The organism is Butyrivibrio sp. YAB3001, from assembly GCF_900112195.1.
Lineage (GTDB): Bacteria > Bacillota > Clostridia > Lachnospirales > Lachnospiraceae > Butyrivibrio.
This window is the reverse complement of sequence record NZ_FOKR01000002.1, coordinates 785,169-801,961: the sequence shown is the minus strand read 5'-3', so window position 1 is coordinate 801,961 and position 16,793 is coordinate 785,169. Positions and strand designations below refer to the sequence as shown.

The 16,793-nt window shown below is 40.0% G+C and carries 13 protein-coding genes and 1 other annotated feature; of the genes, 12 read left to right on the top strand and 1 reads right to left on the bottom strand.

Annotation, left to right across the window (positions count from 1 at the left end):
* The first annotated feature begins 394 nt into the window (after positions 1-394).
* The 3 genes from gap (at position 395) to tpiA (ending at position 3,736) form a co-directional block, all read left to right on the top strand.
* Positions 395-1,420: a type I glyceraldehyde-3-phosphate dehydrogenase gene (gene gap, locus BM086_RS03255; protein WP_092323306.1), complete on the top strand. Its 1,026-nt coding sequence runs from the start codon at positions 395-397 to the stop codon at positions 1,418-1,420.
* A 103-nt stretch (positions 1,421-1,523) separates the two neighbouring features.
* Positions 1,524-2,759 carry a phosphoglycerate kinase gene (locus BM086_RS03250; protein WP_092323303.1) on the top strand — a complete coding sequence of 412 codons (1,236 nt, stop codon included), beginning with the start codon at positions 1,524-1,526 and terminating at the stop codon, positions 2,757-2,759.
* A 230-nt stretch (positions 2,760-2,989) separates the two neighbouring features.
* Complete coding sequence (tpiA, locus tag BM086_RS03245) at positions 2,990-3,736, top strand: triose-phosphate isomerase (protein ID WP_092323301.1); 747 nt, start codon at positions 2,990-2,992, stop codon at positions 3,734-3,736.
* A 278-nt stretch (positions 3,737-4,014) separates the two neighbouring features.
* Here the strand turns inward: tpiA and BM086_RS03240 are convergent, their stop codons facing one another.
* The gene (locus tag BM086_RS03240; RefSeq protein WP_092323297.1) at positions 4,015-4,515 is read right to left on the bottom strand and encodes a shikimate kinase; all 501 of its coding nucleotides are present in this window, start codon (positions 4,513-4,515) and stop codon (positions 4,015-4,017) included.
* Positions 4,516-4,743: 228 nt separating this feature from the next.
* Here BM086_RS03240 and BM086_RS03235 point away from each other — a divergent pair, with 228 nt between their 5' ends.
* The 9 genes from BM086_RS03235 (at position 4,744) to BM086_RS03190 (ending at position 16,781) form a co-directional block, all read left to right on the top strand.
* Positions 4,744-6,441: a MutS-related protein gene (locus tag BM086_RS03235; protein WP_092323294.1), complete on the top strand. Its 1,698-nt coding sequence runs from the start codon at positions 4,744-4,746 to the stop codon at positions 6,439-6,441.
* A gap of 477 nt (positions 6,442-6,918) precedes the next feature.
* Positions 6,919-7,944 (top strand): extracellular solute-binding protein, encoded by a 1,026-nt coding sequence (locus BM086_RS03225; protein WP_092323288.1) that lies wholly within the window; start codon positions 6,919-6,921, stop codon positions 7,942-7,944.
* The gene (locus tag BM086_RS03220) at positions 7,941-9,608 is read left to right on the top strand and encodes a sensor histidine kinase (protein ID WP_092323285.1); all 1,668 of its coding nucleotides are present in this window, start codon (positions 7,941-7,943) and stop codon (positions 9,606-9,608) included. The genes BM086_RS03225 and BM086_RS03220 overlap by 4 nt, the downstream gene beginning before the upstream one ends.
* An 82-nt stretch (positions 9,609-9,690) precedes the next feature.
* Positions 9,691-10,611, top strand: a complete 921-nt coding sequence (locus BM086_RS03215; RefSeq protein WP_092323283.1) for a DUF2156 domain-containing protein — start codon at positions 9,691-9,693, stop codon at positions 10,609-10,611.
* The gene (locus tag BM086_RS03210; protein ID WP_092323280.1) at positions 10,608-11,255 is read left to right on the top strand and encodes a GNAT family N-acetyltransferase; all 648 of its coding nucleotides are present in this window, start codon (positions 10,608-10,610) and stop codon (positions 11,253-11,255) included. The genes BM086_RS03215 and BM086_RS03210 overlap by 4 nt, the downstream gene beginning before the upstream one ends.
* 55 nt (positions 11,256-11,310) lie before the next feature.
* Positions 11,311-12,090 carry a response regulator transcription factor gene (locus tag BM086_RS03205; RefSeq protein WP_092323278.1) on the top strand — a complete coding sequence of 260 codons (780 nt, stop codon included), beginning with the start codon at positions 11,311-11,313 and terminating at the stop codon, positions 12,088-12,090.
* A gap of 120 nt (positions 12,091-12,210) precedes the next feature.
* Positions 12,211-12,424 (top strand) — a binding site (T-box leader).
* A gap of 113 nt (positions 12,425-12,537) precedes the next feature.
* The gene (gene thrS, locus BM086_RS03200; protein WP_092323275.1) at positions 12,538-14,292 is read left to right on the top strand and encodes a threonine--tRNA ligase; all 1,755 of its coding nucleotides are present in this window, start codon (positions 12,538-12,540) and stop codon (positions 14,290-14,292) included.
* Between the two features lie 232 nt (positions 14,293-14,524).
* Positions 14,525-15,154, top strand: a complete 630-nt coding sequence (locus BM086_RS03195; RefSeq protein ID WP_092323273.1) for a methylated-DNA--[protein]-cysteine S-methyltransferase — start codon at positions 14,525-14,527, stop codon at positions 15,152-15,154.
* 436 nt (positions 15,155-15,590) lie between these two features.
* Positions 15,591-16,781 carry an ABC transporter substrate-binding protein gene (locus tag BM086_RS03190; protein WP_092323270.1) on the top strand — a complete coding sequence of 397 codons (1,191 nt, stop codon included), beginning with the start codon at positions 15,591-15,593 and terminating at the stop codon, positions 16,779-16,781.
* The last annotated feature ends 12 nt before the right edge of the window (positions 16,782-16,793 follow it).

Here is a 16,793-nt window from a genome sequence, read left to right as displayed (position 1 = left end):
TTCTTTGTTTAGTATTATTGGAAAAAAACGAAATGTTTCAATCAATTTTCTATTAATTTGAATATCTGTTTTGATGCTGCCAAAGTGAAAAGAATTATCTTTATATCGACACAAATTTTAGAAAATAGAGTAGAAAAAGAGTTATTTTATCCAATGTTTTTTCTTTTTTTATAATAATTTTATAAAATGGCAAGGCAATATTCATTTATAGGTTGTATTATACTACTATCGGCCTTGAATAGCGTGAAAGTATTAAATAATCTTGCATTTTTTATTATTCTTACTTGATTTATGACAGAAATTTTATTAGAATTAGAATTGCTGATAAAAAATTATCAATTCTAATGATATGTAACAGCAATCAATTATAAATTCATTTTAGGAGGAACTTAAAATGGCAGTTAAAGTAGCAATCAATGGTTTTGGCCGTATCGGTCGTCTTGCATTCAGACAGATGTTTGAGCACGAAGGAACAGAGATCGTAGCAATCAACGATCTTACAGATCCTAAGATGCTTGCACACCTTCTTAAGTATGATTCATCACAGGGCAAGTACAAATATGCTGACAAGGTATCTTTCAGCGATCACTCAATCACAGTAAATGGTAAAGAGATTGAAATCTACAAGGAGGCTGATGCTAATAATCTTCCTTGGGGCAAGATTGGTGTAGACGTAGTTCTTGAGTGTACAGGATTCTACACATCAAAGGCTAAAGCTCAGGCACACATCAACGCTGGTGCTAAGAAGGTTGTTATTTCTGCTCCTGCAGGAAATGATCTTCCTACAATCGTATATAACGTTAACCACGAGACACTTACAGCAGATGACAACATCATTTCAGCTGCATCTTGCACAACAAACTGTCTTGCACCTATGGCTAAGGCTCTTAACGACTTCGCACCTATCCAGTCTGGTATCATGGCAACAATCCATGCTTACACAGGTGATCAGATGATCCTTGACGGACCTCAGAGAAAGGGTGACCTTAGAAGAGCACGTGCAGGCGCTGTTAACATCGTTCCTAACTCAACAGGTGCTGCAAAGGCTATCGGTCTTGTTATTCCTGAACTTAACGGCAAGCTCATCGGCGCTGCTCAGAGAGTACCTGTTCCTACAGGATCAACAACTCTTCTTTTCGCAGTTGTTAAGTCTGACAAGGAAATCACTAAGGAAGCAATCAACGAAGCTATGAAGAAGGCTTCTGATCCTGAGACATTCGGATACAACGAGGATGAAATCGTATCTTCAGATATCGTTGGAATGACATATGGTTCACTTTTCGATGCTACACAGACAATGGTTACAGCTATCGGCGATGGCCTCTATGAAGTTCAGGTTGTTTCATGGTATGACAACGAGAACTCATACACATCACAGATGGTTAGAACAATCAAGTACTTCGAGAAGTTCGTTAAATAATTCTTTTTAAAGAACCTATCTTAAATGTACTTTTTGAGGGTCCGGTCCGTTAGGACCTGGCCCTCTTTTTAATCTTTTAATATAATCCCAGGAGGAAAACAAAATGTCTTTAAACAAAAAGTCAGTAGATGACATCAACGTAAAGGGCAGACGTGTACTTGTTCGTTGCGATTTCAACGTACCTCTTAAGAACGGTGAGATCACAGACGAGACAAGAATCGTAGCAGCTCTTCCTACAATCAAGAAGCTTGTTGATGATGGTGGAAAGGTTATCCTTTGCTCACATCTTGGAAAAGTTAAAAATGGTCCTAACGAGGGTGAATCACTTGCTCCTGTAGCTAAGAGACTTTCAGAGAAGCTTGGCAAGGACGTTAAGTTCGTTGCTGATTATAATGTAACAGGCGCTGATGCAACAGCAGCAGTTGAAGCTATGAACGAGGGAGATGTTGTTCTTCTTCAGAATACACGTTTCAGAGGCAAAGAGGAGACAAAGCCACAGGAAGCTGGAGAAGCTTTCGCAAAAGAGCTTGCTGATCTTGCTGATGATTATGTATGCGATGCATTTGGTTCAGCTCACAGAGCACACGCTTCTGTAGCAGTTGTTACAAAGTTCATCACAGAAAAGGGCGGAAACAACGCTGTTGGATATCTTATGCAGAAGGAAATCGACTTCCTTGGAAATGCAGTTGAGAATCCTGTAAGACCTTTCGTAGCTATTCTTGGTGGCGCTAAGGTTGCTGATAAGCTCAACGTTATTTCTAACCTTCTTGAGAAGTGCGATACACTTATCATCGGTGGTGGTATGGCATTCACATTCCTTAAGGCTCAGGGCTATGAAGTTGGTAAGTCTCTCGTAGATGACACTAAGCTTGATTACTGCAAGGAGATGCTTGACAAGGCTAAGGCTAACGGCAAGACACTTCTTCTTCCTGTTGATACAGTTGTTTCTGCTGGATTCCCAGATCCTATCGACAATCCTGACATCGAGACAGCAATTGTTGAATCTACAAAGATTCCTGCTGATAAGGAAGGTCTTGATATCGGAACAAAGACACGTGAACTCTTCGCAGATGCTGTTAAGTCAGCTAAGACAGTTGTTTGGAACGGACCTATGGGCGTATTCGAGAACCCTGTTCTTGCAGAAGGCACAAAGGCTGTAGCTAAGGCTCTTGCTGAGACAGAAGCTACAACAATCATCGGTGGTGGTGATAGTGCAGCAGCTGTTAACCAGCTTGGTTTCGCTGATAAGATGAGCCACATTTCAACAGGTGGCGGCGCTTCTCTTGAGTTCCTTGAAGGCAAGGCTCTTCCAGGCGTAGTTGCAGCAGACGATAAATAATATGGCAGCGGCGTAAGATGATGATTGCTAACTAATTGTAGTTAGAGCATATATTTTTACATAATGAGTGAGCGAAACATAAAGGATATGGTCTCATAGATGCCCTTTGAAAACGCGAGTACTTAGTCTGCGTATTGTGCTGACTTAGTACTCTTGCGTTTGAGATGGAACGGAAGTGTGCATCGTAGAGATCATACCTGTTGTGGAGCGTAGTATCTAGGAGGAATAAAATGGCAAGAAGAAGAATTATCGCCGGAAACTGGAAAATGAACAAGACTCCCAGTGAGGCAGTAGCTCTTTGCGCAGAGCTTAAAGATTTAGTAAAGAATGATGCTGTTGACGTAGTTTACTGCGTACCGGCTATCGATATCGTACCTGTAGTTGAGGCAGTTAAGGGCACAAACGTACATGTTGGTGCTGAGAATTTCTACATTGTAGACAGTGGCGCTTTCACAGGTGAAATTTCTGCTCCTATGCTTAAGGATGCAGGTGTTGAGTATGTTATCATTGGACACTCAGAGAGAAGAGATATCTTCGGTGAGAATGATATCCTTATCAACCAGAAGGTTAAGAAGGCATTTGCTTCAGGTCTTACACCTATCCTTTGCTGTGGTGAATCTCTTGCACTTCGTAAGGCTGATACTTACAAGGAGTGGATTGAAAGACAGATCACTTGGGATCTTGATGGAGTAACTGCTGATCAGGTAAAGAAGCTTGTTATCGCTTACGAGCCTATCTGGGCTATCGGAACAGGCGAAACAGCTACAGCAGATCAGGCTGAAGAAGTTTGCGGACTTATCCGTGAGCTTATTGCTAAGCTTTATGATCAGGCTACAGCAGATGAAGTTCGTATTCAGTATGGCGGATCTATGAACGCTGGCAATGCTGCTGAACTTCTTTCAAAGCCTAACATCGATGGTGGACTTATCGGCGGCGCAAGCTTGAAGCCAGATTTTGGCAAGATCGTCAACGCTTAAATCTTAAGTTCAAATTATACATGAAAAGAGACGGATTCATTTGAACCCGTCTCTTTTTGTAGCACAAGACCGGCAAGCGAATGGATGCTTGCATACAAATTCATTTGCCGGTCGTAAGAACATGGAGCATGAAATGCGGAATGTTCGTGTGCGAAATCGAGTAGGAGTCAGCCTACTCGATTGCAAAAATCGAATAAGGTACTGGATTGGAGCAAGGCTCTTTGCGATTCCAAGACGGTTTCCACAAAGCAGAGCACAGGAGAACAGCCCTTTAGAAGTTATGATAGCGCAGCCAGCAGTTTTGCAACAACCTCTTCCATAGTGTCATTGCCTTCCTCAATAGTGATATCAGCATATTTCTCATAGAGAACGCTTCTTTCGTTGTATAAAGAAATGAGTGACTGTCCGTCTTTCATTACAACTCCGCGCTGTTTCATATTTTTTAGGCGCTTTGTGAGGATATCCATATCAACTTTAAGGTATACGATTTTTCCGATGTTCTTATAATGCTCCATAGCTTCTTTTCCATAGACAACACTTCCGCCTGTGGAAATGACACTTTTTTCTACCTCAATTCCCTGATTGATGCGGTTTTCTATATCTATGAATCCGTCTACGCCTTCAGCTTCTATGATCTGAGCAAGTTTTCTGCCTTCTTTTTCCTGAATAACAAGATCTGAATCAACGAAATTGTATCCCAATATCTTAGCCAATATTACTCCAACAGTGCTCTTTCCGGCTGCCGGCATTCCAATCAAAATAATGTTATCTTTTTTCATTCTTTTCCTATCGTTAGCAAGAATACTTGCTTTTTCAATATCAAATTCCTGTCATATATAAAAACAGTACATTTGCGGTTACGTTATGGATTATAACACATGTTAAAATATAAACAAATAGGATTCGATAGATGTTATAATTGTTATTATTCAGACAAAAAAGCACACTGTACTGCATATTTTGTGAGAAAATTGATTCACGTATAACAAATTGTTTTTGGGGGTATTATGGGAGAAAAAATTAGTCTGCTCTTTCCGGACCAGACTTTGAATTTTAAGACATTAAGTGACATCACCATTCACGATATAGGAATGGATGTCATTGTAAAAAAGCTTTCAACTTTAGAAAATGAGCGCATTTATATAATGAATGTCATGAAAATGATGGCTGCTGATCCGTTCAATGCCGGATATCGCGCAGATGTTTTTGATGATATTTATAAGAATAAAAAAATGCGCGACACTTTGCTAAAACTTTTTGATCGCATCAACTTTTTGCGTGAGTTCGGGAGCTTTAAACGAGATCATGAGCATGAGCCGGGTGTTTGGGACTTGCTACACAGACTTGAAGAGATAAGAGATTATATAGAGTGTATAGAAGCGATTCATGCTTGTCTTGCAGAAACTGATATTCATTCTGAAGGCCTTAACAGGCTAAGGGATTATGTCAATCATATTTATGAGGATAATGCTCTTGATGCACTAAAAAAAGATATTAAGGATTTGAAAGCAAATACCGGCAATCTAAAGAGTGTAACTGTCGGCATCAACTTAAATGAACGTTTTGAAGCAACTGATCTGGGAGTGATTTCCATAAACAGTAAGCCTTTTAGCAAGTCTCATATCGTTAGCCATTTTATAGATAAAGTGACAGGTGATTCCATAAATAAAGATGCAGATTGGGACGGTTCTTATAGATTTGATGAATTTACAATAAAGGGAAAAATAACTAATGATAAGGATTTTGTGATTCCTGCATTTAGCCCACTTGCACTTATGAGCCTCAGGCATATTCCGGAAGGGGAGGAAAGTGAACGCGGAATAACAAACTACATGGATGAAGTTGCAGGAAGACTTCTTAGTAAAACTGTAAGACACCTAAGAGAAGTCCTTGGCAAATATGCAATGCTTGCAATTACTGATATTACTGACCTTATGCCTGAATTCATCTATTATATCCGCTGGGCTGAATTTATAGAAAAACTTTCAGAAAAAGGATTCTTATTTTGCAAACCGGAGATATGTAAAGAAGCTGATACATCCCTTGCAATGGATGCCAAAGGAGTATACAATCTCAAACTCATCGAAAATGGTGGAATTTCTTTTAGTGATATAGTTCTTAATAGCCTTAGGTTCACAGACGACCTGTGGTTATATATTCTTACCGGCGCAAACCGTGGTGGTAAGACAACAATTACTCAGGCTATAGGTCAGCTATATTTTCTTGCTCAGGGTGGAATATATGTCCCGGGAATATCTTTTTCTTATAGACCTGTAGATGCCATTTACACGCATTTTCCCGCAGATGAGGATAAGACTCTTGACCTGGGACGTCTTGGCGAAGAATGCAAGAGATTTAAGGACATGTACGATAATGCAACAAAAGACAGTCTTTTTCTTTTGAATGAGACATTTTCAACAACCTCTTTTGAAGAAGGCTTTTTCATTGCCAAGGACTGTATAAAGGCAATATTACAAAAGGGAATCCGGACCATTTACAACACTCATATGCACAAGCTTGCTTATGACATAGATGAAATAAATGCAGATGCATCTAAGTTCAAGGCAGCATCCCTTATTGTACTAAATCAGGGTAGTGAGCGTTCATACTCCATTAAAGTTGCGCCACCTGAGGGAATGTCCTATGCAAATGACATCGCCAAAAGATACGGTGTGACATTTGATATGCTGACAGAGGGGAAATGAAATGCTATTTAATTTTATTTTAATAGCATATTAACATAAAGTTCATGCTAATTTGTTACAATATGTTTGCTATAATGATAACAAATCTACCCATCAATGGCTTTTTGAAGCAAAAAAAGGATGTGATAAATTGGCACGTAACGTAAAGCGTTTATGCGTAAATTGTGGAAGAGAATTCACTGCAAAGAAGGGAAAGTATGCGTTTTGTTCTCTTAGTTGCAAAAAGATGTATGGCAATTCTGTGACTTTCAGGTGCCGTACCTGCAGAAATGTGTCCTGCAAAGTCAGAAATAATGATCTGATAAATTCTCCGCCTGATTGTGAAAATTTGGCAAATAAGAATAGGGTGAAGTAACACGAAATGTGTTAAGATGTTTAGAGAGAAGTTGTGTAATAACAACTTCTTTCGTTTTTTTCTGGTAGAAAGCGCGAAAATAAGTGGCTTTCAGTCTGCTTGATGTTTTGGGAAGTAAATGTATGAAAAAAGTAATGACAGTTTTGCCAATAATTCTGGTAATTGCGGTGTTTGCGGTATTTTGGGGCGTTAGTGTAAACACAAGAAATGATAGTGATCCTGATGATAATAGTCTTGTGGTGGTTTCGCCCAATCCTATTGAATTTATGACTCCTCTTATGCAGGAGTTTGAGAATGAGACAGGAATATCTGTGAATCTCATCAGCTGTGGTACAACCGATGCGATAGAGAAGATTACTACAGATGAGGATGTGGATGTATTATGGGGCGGATCACTTCTTGCAGTAGGTTCATATAAAGATTATTTCTTTTCATATAAGACTCTGAACAGGGCGATTTTCAAGGAACAGTTTAAGACTGTGGAAGGAGAATTCACCTGTTTTTCTGATGTTCCAAGCGTTATTATAGTAAATTCGGATATTATCGGGGATATTAAGGTGGAAGGGTACGATGATCTGCTGAACCCTCTTCTTAAGGGGCAGATTGCTTATGCAAATCCGCTTAAATCCTCATCTGCATTTGAACATCTTGTAAACATGCTGTATGCCATGGGAAAAGGGGATCCCGAAAATGGTTGGGATTACGTAAAAAAACTGATCAATAACCTTGATGGAAAACTGCTTGATAACTCATCTGAAGTGTATTACGGTGTGGCAGATGGGAAATTCAAGGTGGGACTTACCTTTGAAGAAGCAGCTGTTACTATGATAAAAAAGGATAAGCATATCCGTATAGTCTATATGGACGAGGGAGTTCTTTCAACGCCAGATGGCATTTATATCAGCAAAAAATCAAAAAGAATATCCAATGCGGAGAGATTTGTGGATTTTCTGACATCAAAGGATGCGCAGCTTTATATGGCAAGTGATCTTGGGAGACGTTCCGTAAGAAAGGATGTGGAAGGCTCAAAGCTTGTCATTTCCAGTGATGAAATTCCGTACATAGGAACGGATAAATTTCGCGTTATGAATAGCAAGAATAAGTGGATTGAGAAGTTCCTTCAAAGATTTGAGGAGGTGAATCCATGAACAGAGATCCTCAGTCTTTCCAGGAGAATATACGTAGAACTTTCATAAGATTTTCAATTGTTCCAATAGCCATAATTGTGTCAGTTGCGCTCTTTTTGTTTGTCTTTTCATGGTCTATTTTTACCACCTCTTACAATAAGCAGGGAAACAGGCAGGTTGCAGGCGAGATAACAAGGATACTGAATATTTATTATGAGCTTTTGGGCGATGTTTCTGATGTTTTGGAAAAAGACCTTGCTGAGAAAAATGAAACGGTTTCAAGTGATGAGATTTTTTCAAAGCTATATGACAGAACGGCTGAGTTTAGTGATATCGGAAATTTGATAATACTTTCAGCCTCTCATGAAGCTCTTTTCACAAGTAAGGATTATGTTCCCAAATTTCTTACGGATGAAAACTACGCGAATTGGGGAGTTTGGAACAAGATAAATAAGTATAAGAGCCAGGTATCGTTTGTTTTGTACGAAAAGGCGTTGTATGCAGTAAAAGGTGTATATGAGAAGAATAGTTTGAGATATGCGATTTGCTACATTGTGCCCGGTGAAGTTATCTCAAATGCTGCAGGTAGCCAGAGCAGATTTTTGATAATTACTGATAAAAATGGCTTTGTTTATGCCAGCAACACAAAAAAGCTCCAGGATAATTATGGCCAGATCATAAAAGAATTTGATGAAAACAATGGATTTGTAAAATACAATGGAACGCTTTTTTATGCGTATAAGACCGTTACGGACAAAGGAATTGTGGTTTATACAATAAGTGATATCGGAAAGAGCGTGGAACTTATATTGGCGCTTATAATCATCATAGCAATTATTTTTATAGGGATTTCACTTATTACGATCAGAAGCACTGCCGGAAGCTCTGAGCGTTACACCAAGGATATCAGGAAAATAGAAGATGCGTTTGAAGAAGTTCAGAATGGCAATCTGGACGCAACTCTTAATATTGACAGCAGCACAGAGTTTAAGATTATCGGAAACGATTTTAACGAGATGCTAAAAGGTCTTAAGGAGCAGATAGAAAAGAATAATGAGCTTGCTGAACATGCTGCTTTTTCCCAGGTTAAGCAGCTGGAGAGTCAGTTTAATCCGCATTTTCTTTTTAACACCCTTGACAATATCCGTTTCATGGCCAAGATTGATGCTGCCGCCGCTGATAAGATGATCGTTTCTCTGTCAGGTCTTTTACGATATAGCATAAGGGAAATGAAAGAAGAGGTAACAGTTAGAGAGGATCTTGATAACCTCCAGTATTACCTTAATATTTTGCAGATAAGATTTAATAAGCGATTTGCGTATGTGATAGATGTTTACGAGGATATAATGGATTTTCTGATTCCTAAATTATTGCTTCAGCCACTTCTTGAGAATGCCATCAAATATGGCTTTAATGGGCAGGAAAAACTGTCAGTTCATATCAGAGGTTATCAGATGCAGGAGAAGCTAATTTTTGTCTGTGAGGATGATGGCGCCGGAATTGAGGAGAACAGGTTAAAAGAAATACAGAACAATCTTCAGAATGAGGACAATACTTCAAATCATTATGGTTTGTACAATATTCATCGCCGTATAAGACTGATGTACAAGGGTGACTACGGTCTTGATATAGCGAGTGCTCAGGGGCAGGGCACAACTGTGAGGATTATCATTCCGAGGCATTGACATGAACAGAAGTAAGATTTAATATAAATAGTATACAATTAAATTGTGCAAATGCGCAACAACCATTTATGAGGACCTACTTATGGACAAAGAACTTATTTTTCATAAACCATCATTTGATGATGCCGCTAAATTGGCGCAGATTTATGCGCTTCGTAATAACAAGACCTGTGATAGCACAGTTTTGGATACTTATATATGGAAAGATTTATATCATACAGAAATCTATATGGAAGATGAAGCTGCGCTTATTCTGATGAGAGATGATAAGGGATATTTTGCGGCTATGCCATATTGCAGCGAGGATAAACTGCCGGAATACTTTGAATTGTTAAGAAAGTATTTTCATGAGAAATTGAACTGTCCTCTAAGGATAGACCTTGCTGATGAAGAAGGGCTAAGTGTACTGGGATTATTTGATGACCCTGCGTTTGTCGTTGAGGAAGAAACTGATCTGAAGGATTATCTGTATGATGCGGATGAGCTTAAAAATCTTCCCGGGAAAAAATTCCAGAAAAAGAGAAATCTCATAAACAAATTCATGAAAGAATATGAAGGCAGATGGGAATACAAGACGCTGTGCTGTGTTGATGAGTATTTTCTTGAGGAGTTCATGCAAAAATGGGTTGATATCAGGCTTTCAGAGGGCGTAGACAGCAAAGATACCCTTATTGTGGAGAAAGACGGAGTGATTGAAATGCTCCGCAACTGCGATAAGGTGACTTTCAGGATCGGAGGTCTTTTTATAGATGAGAAACTGGAGGCCTTTACAATCGGTTCCTATAACAGCCGCGAGAAGATGGCAGTTATCAGTATAGAAAAGGGAAATTCAGATATTCCCGGAATATATCAGGTAATCAATCAGCAATTTCTTTTACATTCATACGAAGATGCGAAAATTGTAAACCGTGAAGATGACATGGGACTAGAGGGACTTCGTAAGGCAAAAGAAAGCTACAATCCAATAGGTTTTGCAAGAAAATACAGGGTATATGAGAAATGATCACAGAGTATGCGGAAAAAGAAAATACAAGAAAGCTTTATGAAGAGGCTTTTGAGGATTCGAAAGAATTTGTGGACTATTATTATAGCGATAAGTGCTTAGATAATCGCATGATAGTAAGTGTGGAGAACGGTGAAATCATATCTATGCTTCACCTTAACCCATATTTGGTCAACCTGTGCGGAACCAGGGTTTTGAGCTATTATGTCGTCGCTGTTGCTACAAGGAAAGACCATCGCCACGAAGGATACATGACCAGAGTATTTGAAAAAACCTTTGAAATCCTAAGAAAAGAGCATGTTCCGTTTGTTTTTCTTATGCCTGTGGATGAAGCGATTTATTCCTGGATGGGCTTTGAAACAGTATGTGATTTTACCATGAACAGGATTCCTGATTACGATAAGATCAGAAATGAATATGACATCTTTTGCATAAGAGATGAGGCGTATATCAGAAGAATGAACATTGAGGATGAACTCAGACTTCTGGACAAAGGAGAAGTTTTACCGGATACTCCTGTGATCATGGCCAAGATTACCGATATCGTTTCATTTAACGCTGCAACCGGCAGCTCTTTTTTCGATGAGAAAGATGCGTTAAAATGGATGAAGGAAAAGAAAATCTACATTTGTGAAGAAGTGTGAGAAAGTAAATTCTAAACGGCGACAAGATATTGATGGGGGAATTTTGCAGTAACGTATGTACAGAGTGTTGATTGTTGAGGATGAAGACATCATAAGAAAAGGTATTGCCTATACCATGGACTGGCCGGGGATGGGATGCAGCATTGTCGGCGAAGCGGCAAACGGGCAGGAAGGCATTGATAAGATAGCAGAACTGTCGCCTGATATCGTAATGGCGGATATTATGATGCCGGTGATGGATGGCATCGAAATGATAAGAACTGCTAAAAGTAGCGAGGATATGCCGGCTTTTAAGTCAATCATTCTTACTAGCTATGCCGATTTTGAATATGCCAAAAAGGCAATCGACCTTGATGTTTCAGCGTATCTTATGAAGCCTGTTGACGAGGAAGAACTAAAAAAGGCTGTTGCAAAGATTACTACTGAGCTTGAGAAAGAACGTAAACTGGAGAAAATATCCGAGAATAATGCTATGGCAGGTAATATGCCTACTGCATTTATAAAAACTGATAAAGAAAACGACTATGTTCAGCATATCCTGGATTATACCAAGGAGCATTATGCGGATAAGATAAGTATAGAGGCTTTTTCTGAGGAATTGGGTGTTTCTGCCAGTTATCTTTCACGTAAATTCAAGGAATCAACGGGAACGAGTTTTCTTGATTTTCTCAACAAATACCGTGTTCAGCAGGCAGTGAGACTTCTGGAAACAGGGAAATATAAAGTCTATGAAGTTTCCGATATGACAGGTTTTACCGATTACAAACACTTTAATACTGTGTTTAAAAGATATACAAATGTGTCGCCATCGGAGTTTCTTAAATTAAACGGATGATGCATAAATTCAGTATTTTGTCGATTGTTTAAACTAATCCATGCTGAATTCATTGCGGTTTTTATAAAAATTGAGTTGACAGTAATTATGGCTCTTTGTTAGAAGCATCGTAATAACATAAGAAAAGCGTTGACGGAAAGAGTAGTTTGTGATGAATCATCCAGAGAGAATGACATTTGGTGGAAGTCATTTATGAGGACTGCAGGCGAAAACCATTCCTGAGCTGTAACGCCCAATTTTAGTAAGCGTTACCGTAGGCCTGCGTTAAAGGATAGGATTTGTTGGAATCTGAAGTAAAAAGTTAAGGTGGAACCGTGCGTACTGCACCCTTAAGATCAGTAGATCTTTTGGGTGCTTTTTGTTTCCTTAGAAAAGCAAAACAAAACACGTTTTCTTATGTTGTTGCCAAACATTAAACATTCAAAAAAATGAAAGGAGCAACACATTATGAAAGTATTACAAAACAATCAGCAGGTAATTGATTTATCTTTTGACAGCAAAGAGGGAAAGAAGGCATTTTGGCATACGAGCGCACATGTCCTTGCACAGGCTGTAAAGAGACTTTATCCCAATGCAAAATGCGCTATTGGCCCTGCAATTGAAAACGGATTTTATTATGATTTTGAGTTCGATGTTCCCTTTAACGAAGAGAATCTTAAAGCTGTGGAAGATGAAATGAGAAAGATTGTAAAAGAGTCATTATCTCTTTCTGTATATGAAGTATCAAGAAAAGAGGCTCTTTTATACATGGAAGAAAACGGGGAACCATATAAGCTTGAGATGATAAAAGAACTTCCCAAGGGAGAGAAGATTTCTTTTTACAGACAGGGAGATTATGCAGAGTTTTGCGTCGGTCCGCACATTGCAAATGTCAGCGCAATCAAGGCAATTAAGCTTTTATCAGTTGCCGGCGCCTACTGGCGAGGGGATGAATACAACAAGATGCTTACGAGGATATACGGAATCTCTTTTCCCAAGGCATCATTGATGGAAGAATACCTTCACCAGTTAGAAGAAGCCAAGGCAAGAGACCATAGGAAGCTGGGAAAAGAACTTGAGCTCTTTGCAATCATGGATGAAGGGCCGGGACTGCCATTTTATTTTCCTAAGGGACTTGTGTTAAAAAATCAGCTGATCGACTATTGGAGAAAAATACATCTTCGTGAAGGATATCAGGAAATATCAACGCCAATAATGCTTATGAAATCTCTTTGGGAGAAGTCGGGACACTGGGATCACTACAGAGATAACATGTACGTAACGAGCGTTGATGATATGGACTACGCAATTAAGCCTATGAATTGCCCGGGCGGAATGTTGGTGTATAAGTCAAAGTCGCATTCCTACAGGGAATTCCCTATAAGGGTAGGTGAACTTGGAATAGTTCACAGAGCGGAGAAATCAGGAACGCTCCACGGCCTGATGCGAGCAAGATGCTTTACGCAGGATGATGCTCATATTTTCATGAGAGAAGATCAGGTCAGGCAAGAGATACAGGGGGTTATAAGACTTATCGATGAGGTGTATTCCAGATTTGGATTCCCCTATGAGATTGAGCTATCAACGAGGCCGGAAAATTCTATAGGAAGTGACGACGATTGGGAACTTGCCATCAATTCTCTTAAGGAAGCCGTTGAGGAAATGGGAAAGCCCTATACGATCAATGAAGGAGATGGTGCTTTTTATGGGCCAAAGCTGGACTTCCATGTAAAGGATTCCATAGGCAGAACGTGGCAGTGCGGAACGATACAGCTTGATTTCCAGCTTCCTCAGCGGTTTGATCTTGACTATGTTGGAGAAGATGGGGAAAGACATCGCCCAATCATGCTCCACAGGGTGGTATTTGGCTCAATAGACCGATTTATCGGTATTTTGATAGAGCATTATGCAGGGAAGTTTCCGGTGTGGCTTTCTCCGGTACAGGTAAAGATTCTGCCGGTGTCAGATAAGTTTTTGGATTATTCAAAAGAAATAGAGAAGGCCTTGAGAGCTAAGGACATCCGTGTTGAGCTTGATGACCGCAATGAGAAGCTTGGCTACAAGATTCGCGAGGCAAGAATGGATAAGGTTCCCTATATGCTTGTCATCGGAGAAAAAGAAGAACAGGGAAAAGTTGTATCTGTCAGAGCTCGTGATGCTGAGCCGGATAAGGCAGATTTAGGGCAGATGGCGATAGATGAATTCGTAAGACTGGTTGAATAAAGAGCTGTATAGATGTGATATTATAAGGCATATGTTTACTGTTTTCGGTACAGTAAACATATGTCGTATATTTTGTGATAAGCAGAATATGACGATGAGGGAACAGAAAATGAAGATTTTGAATTTGCATCTGGATAAGAATGCATTTCATTGCAGGCTGCAGGGATAAAAGCGGTGTGCTGCAAAGTGTTATCTGGGCCACAGAATCCATTGATGAGGACAGGGGGGCTACATGCGAACACGTGAAGAGGCTTTGGCTTTTGGCTTATCATTTGAATATACCTATCAAGAGGCTCCGTTTCATGATCCAAACTGGCAACTGATAAGAGTTATGCCCAGCAAGAAGGCCTTCTTATGGACATATGAAAAGGATGGGCAAATCTGTCTGAATCTAAAATGTGCCCCGGAATGGAGAGATTTATGGAGAAATACATATAAATCCGTGCAGCCTGCTTATCATCAGAATAAAGAGCACTGGAATACAGTTATCCTGGACGGTTCCATCCCTGACGAAGATATTAAAAGGATGATAGCAGAAAGCTATGACCTGGTTACAGACTCTCCAACCAGGCGCATATACGAAGCAGTTAAAAGAATCCCCAAAGGAAAAGTAGCAACTTATGCTCAGGTAGCGAAGATGGCTGGAAATCCAAGGATGTGCAGGGCGGTAGGGAATGCTTTGCATAAGAACCCGGATTTTGAAAATGTGCCATGTTACCGGGTTGTAAATTCAAAGGGAGAACTTGCCGGAGAATATGCTTTTGGAGGAGCATGGGCCCAGAAAGAATTATTAGAAGCAGATGGAATAGAAGTTGTTGACGGTAAAGTTGATCTTTCAAAATATGGGATCAAGACAGAGTAGGAGACAGAAATGTTGAATAATGTGGAAGATTATTTCTGAAAGGTAGGCGTGTTGCTGCCTAAACTGTAATCGAGTAGTTCAGAAATTCGGATAATAAAACAGAAATATAGGTATAGATAAAATGCCAATTGCTTTATCATTTTTCTATCAGATGTGTGTGATGGAGGAATGAGCTACACTGCAGCCTACTTCCAGGAGTCGGGGCAGGAGCTCAGAAATGTGCAGTTCTCGGACGAGCAGGATGATTTTCTTGGTCTATAATATAAGAGAGACTGACTGTTTCGAACAGCGTTGAGAGGAAGTCTCTCTTAAATTATAGATCTTAGAAAATCACCGCGCAGACGAACACAAACTTTTCTGAATCCTGCCCCGGCGACTGGAACTGGACGCAGCGTGGCCATCCACCTCATACGTTCATTTTGAAAGGAGAGGAAAAATGAGAAAGAAATTGGCATTAGTTTTAGCAGGTTTGTTGACATTAGGTGTCGTAGGATGCGGCAGTTCATCTGAACAGGCTGCAACAAGTACACCGGCAGCAGACACTCAGACAGAGACAACAACTGAGGCAAAGACAGAAGAAAAAGCAGCTGAAGACACAGCAGCACCCGCTGAGGCAGCAGGCGGTCTTGATGAACTCATTGAAGCAGCAAAGGCAGACGGAGAACTTATTGTATACGGTTCCTGCGAAGAAGAATACCTTGCAGCAGCTTGCGAGAACTTTGAAAAGTTGTATGGAATCAAAGTTCAGTATCAGCGCCTTTCAACAGGAGAAGTACAGAGTAAGATCGAGGAGGAAAATGGTAATCCATCAGGGGATGTTTGGTTCGGCGGCACAACCGATCCTTACAATGTAGCAGCTGGAGAAGGACTTCTTGAAGCGTATGAAGCACAGAATGCAAGTCACCTCCTCAGCGATATGTATCGTGATGCAGATGGTTACTGGTATGGTATTTATAAAGGAATCCTTGGATTCATGGTAAACAAGGATGAGCTTTCCCGTATGGGAATTGATGAGCCTGCAGACTGGAAAGATCTTCTTGATGAGAAGTACAAAGGACTCATCTGGCTTTCAAACTACAACACAGCAGGAACAGCAAAGCTTGTAGTAAACACAATGATCCAGAAGTACGGCCATGACGAAGGAATACAGTATCTTGTTGATCTTGATAAGAACATCGAAGTTTACACAAAGTCAGGTTCCGGTCCATCTAAGAACGTTGGAACAGGTGAGTGTATCGTAGGTATCGGTTTCTTACATGATGGAATCACACAGATCGTTGATAATGGTTATGGCAACATCGACCTCGTAATCCCTTCTTCAGGAACATCTTTCGAAGTAGGCGCAACAGCAATCTTCAAGGGATGCGCACATCCTAATGCAGCTAAGCTTTGGATTGAGTATGCACTTAGCCCTGACTGCGTAGAACTTGCAGCAGATAACGGTTCCTATCAGTTCCTGGTTCTTGACAATGCTAAGCAGCCTGAAGTAGCAGCTCAGTTTGGTCTTGATCCTGAAAACGTTATGAAGTATGACTTTGCAGATGCAAAAGAAAATACTACAAAGTATGTTGAAGAAGTTATGACAGCACTCGGAAGCGCAGCTGACGATCGTTTCAAGACAGAATAATAGTATTAAAAA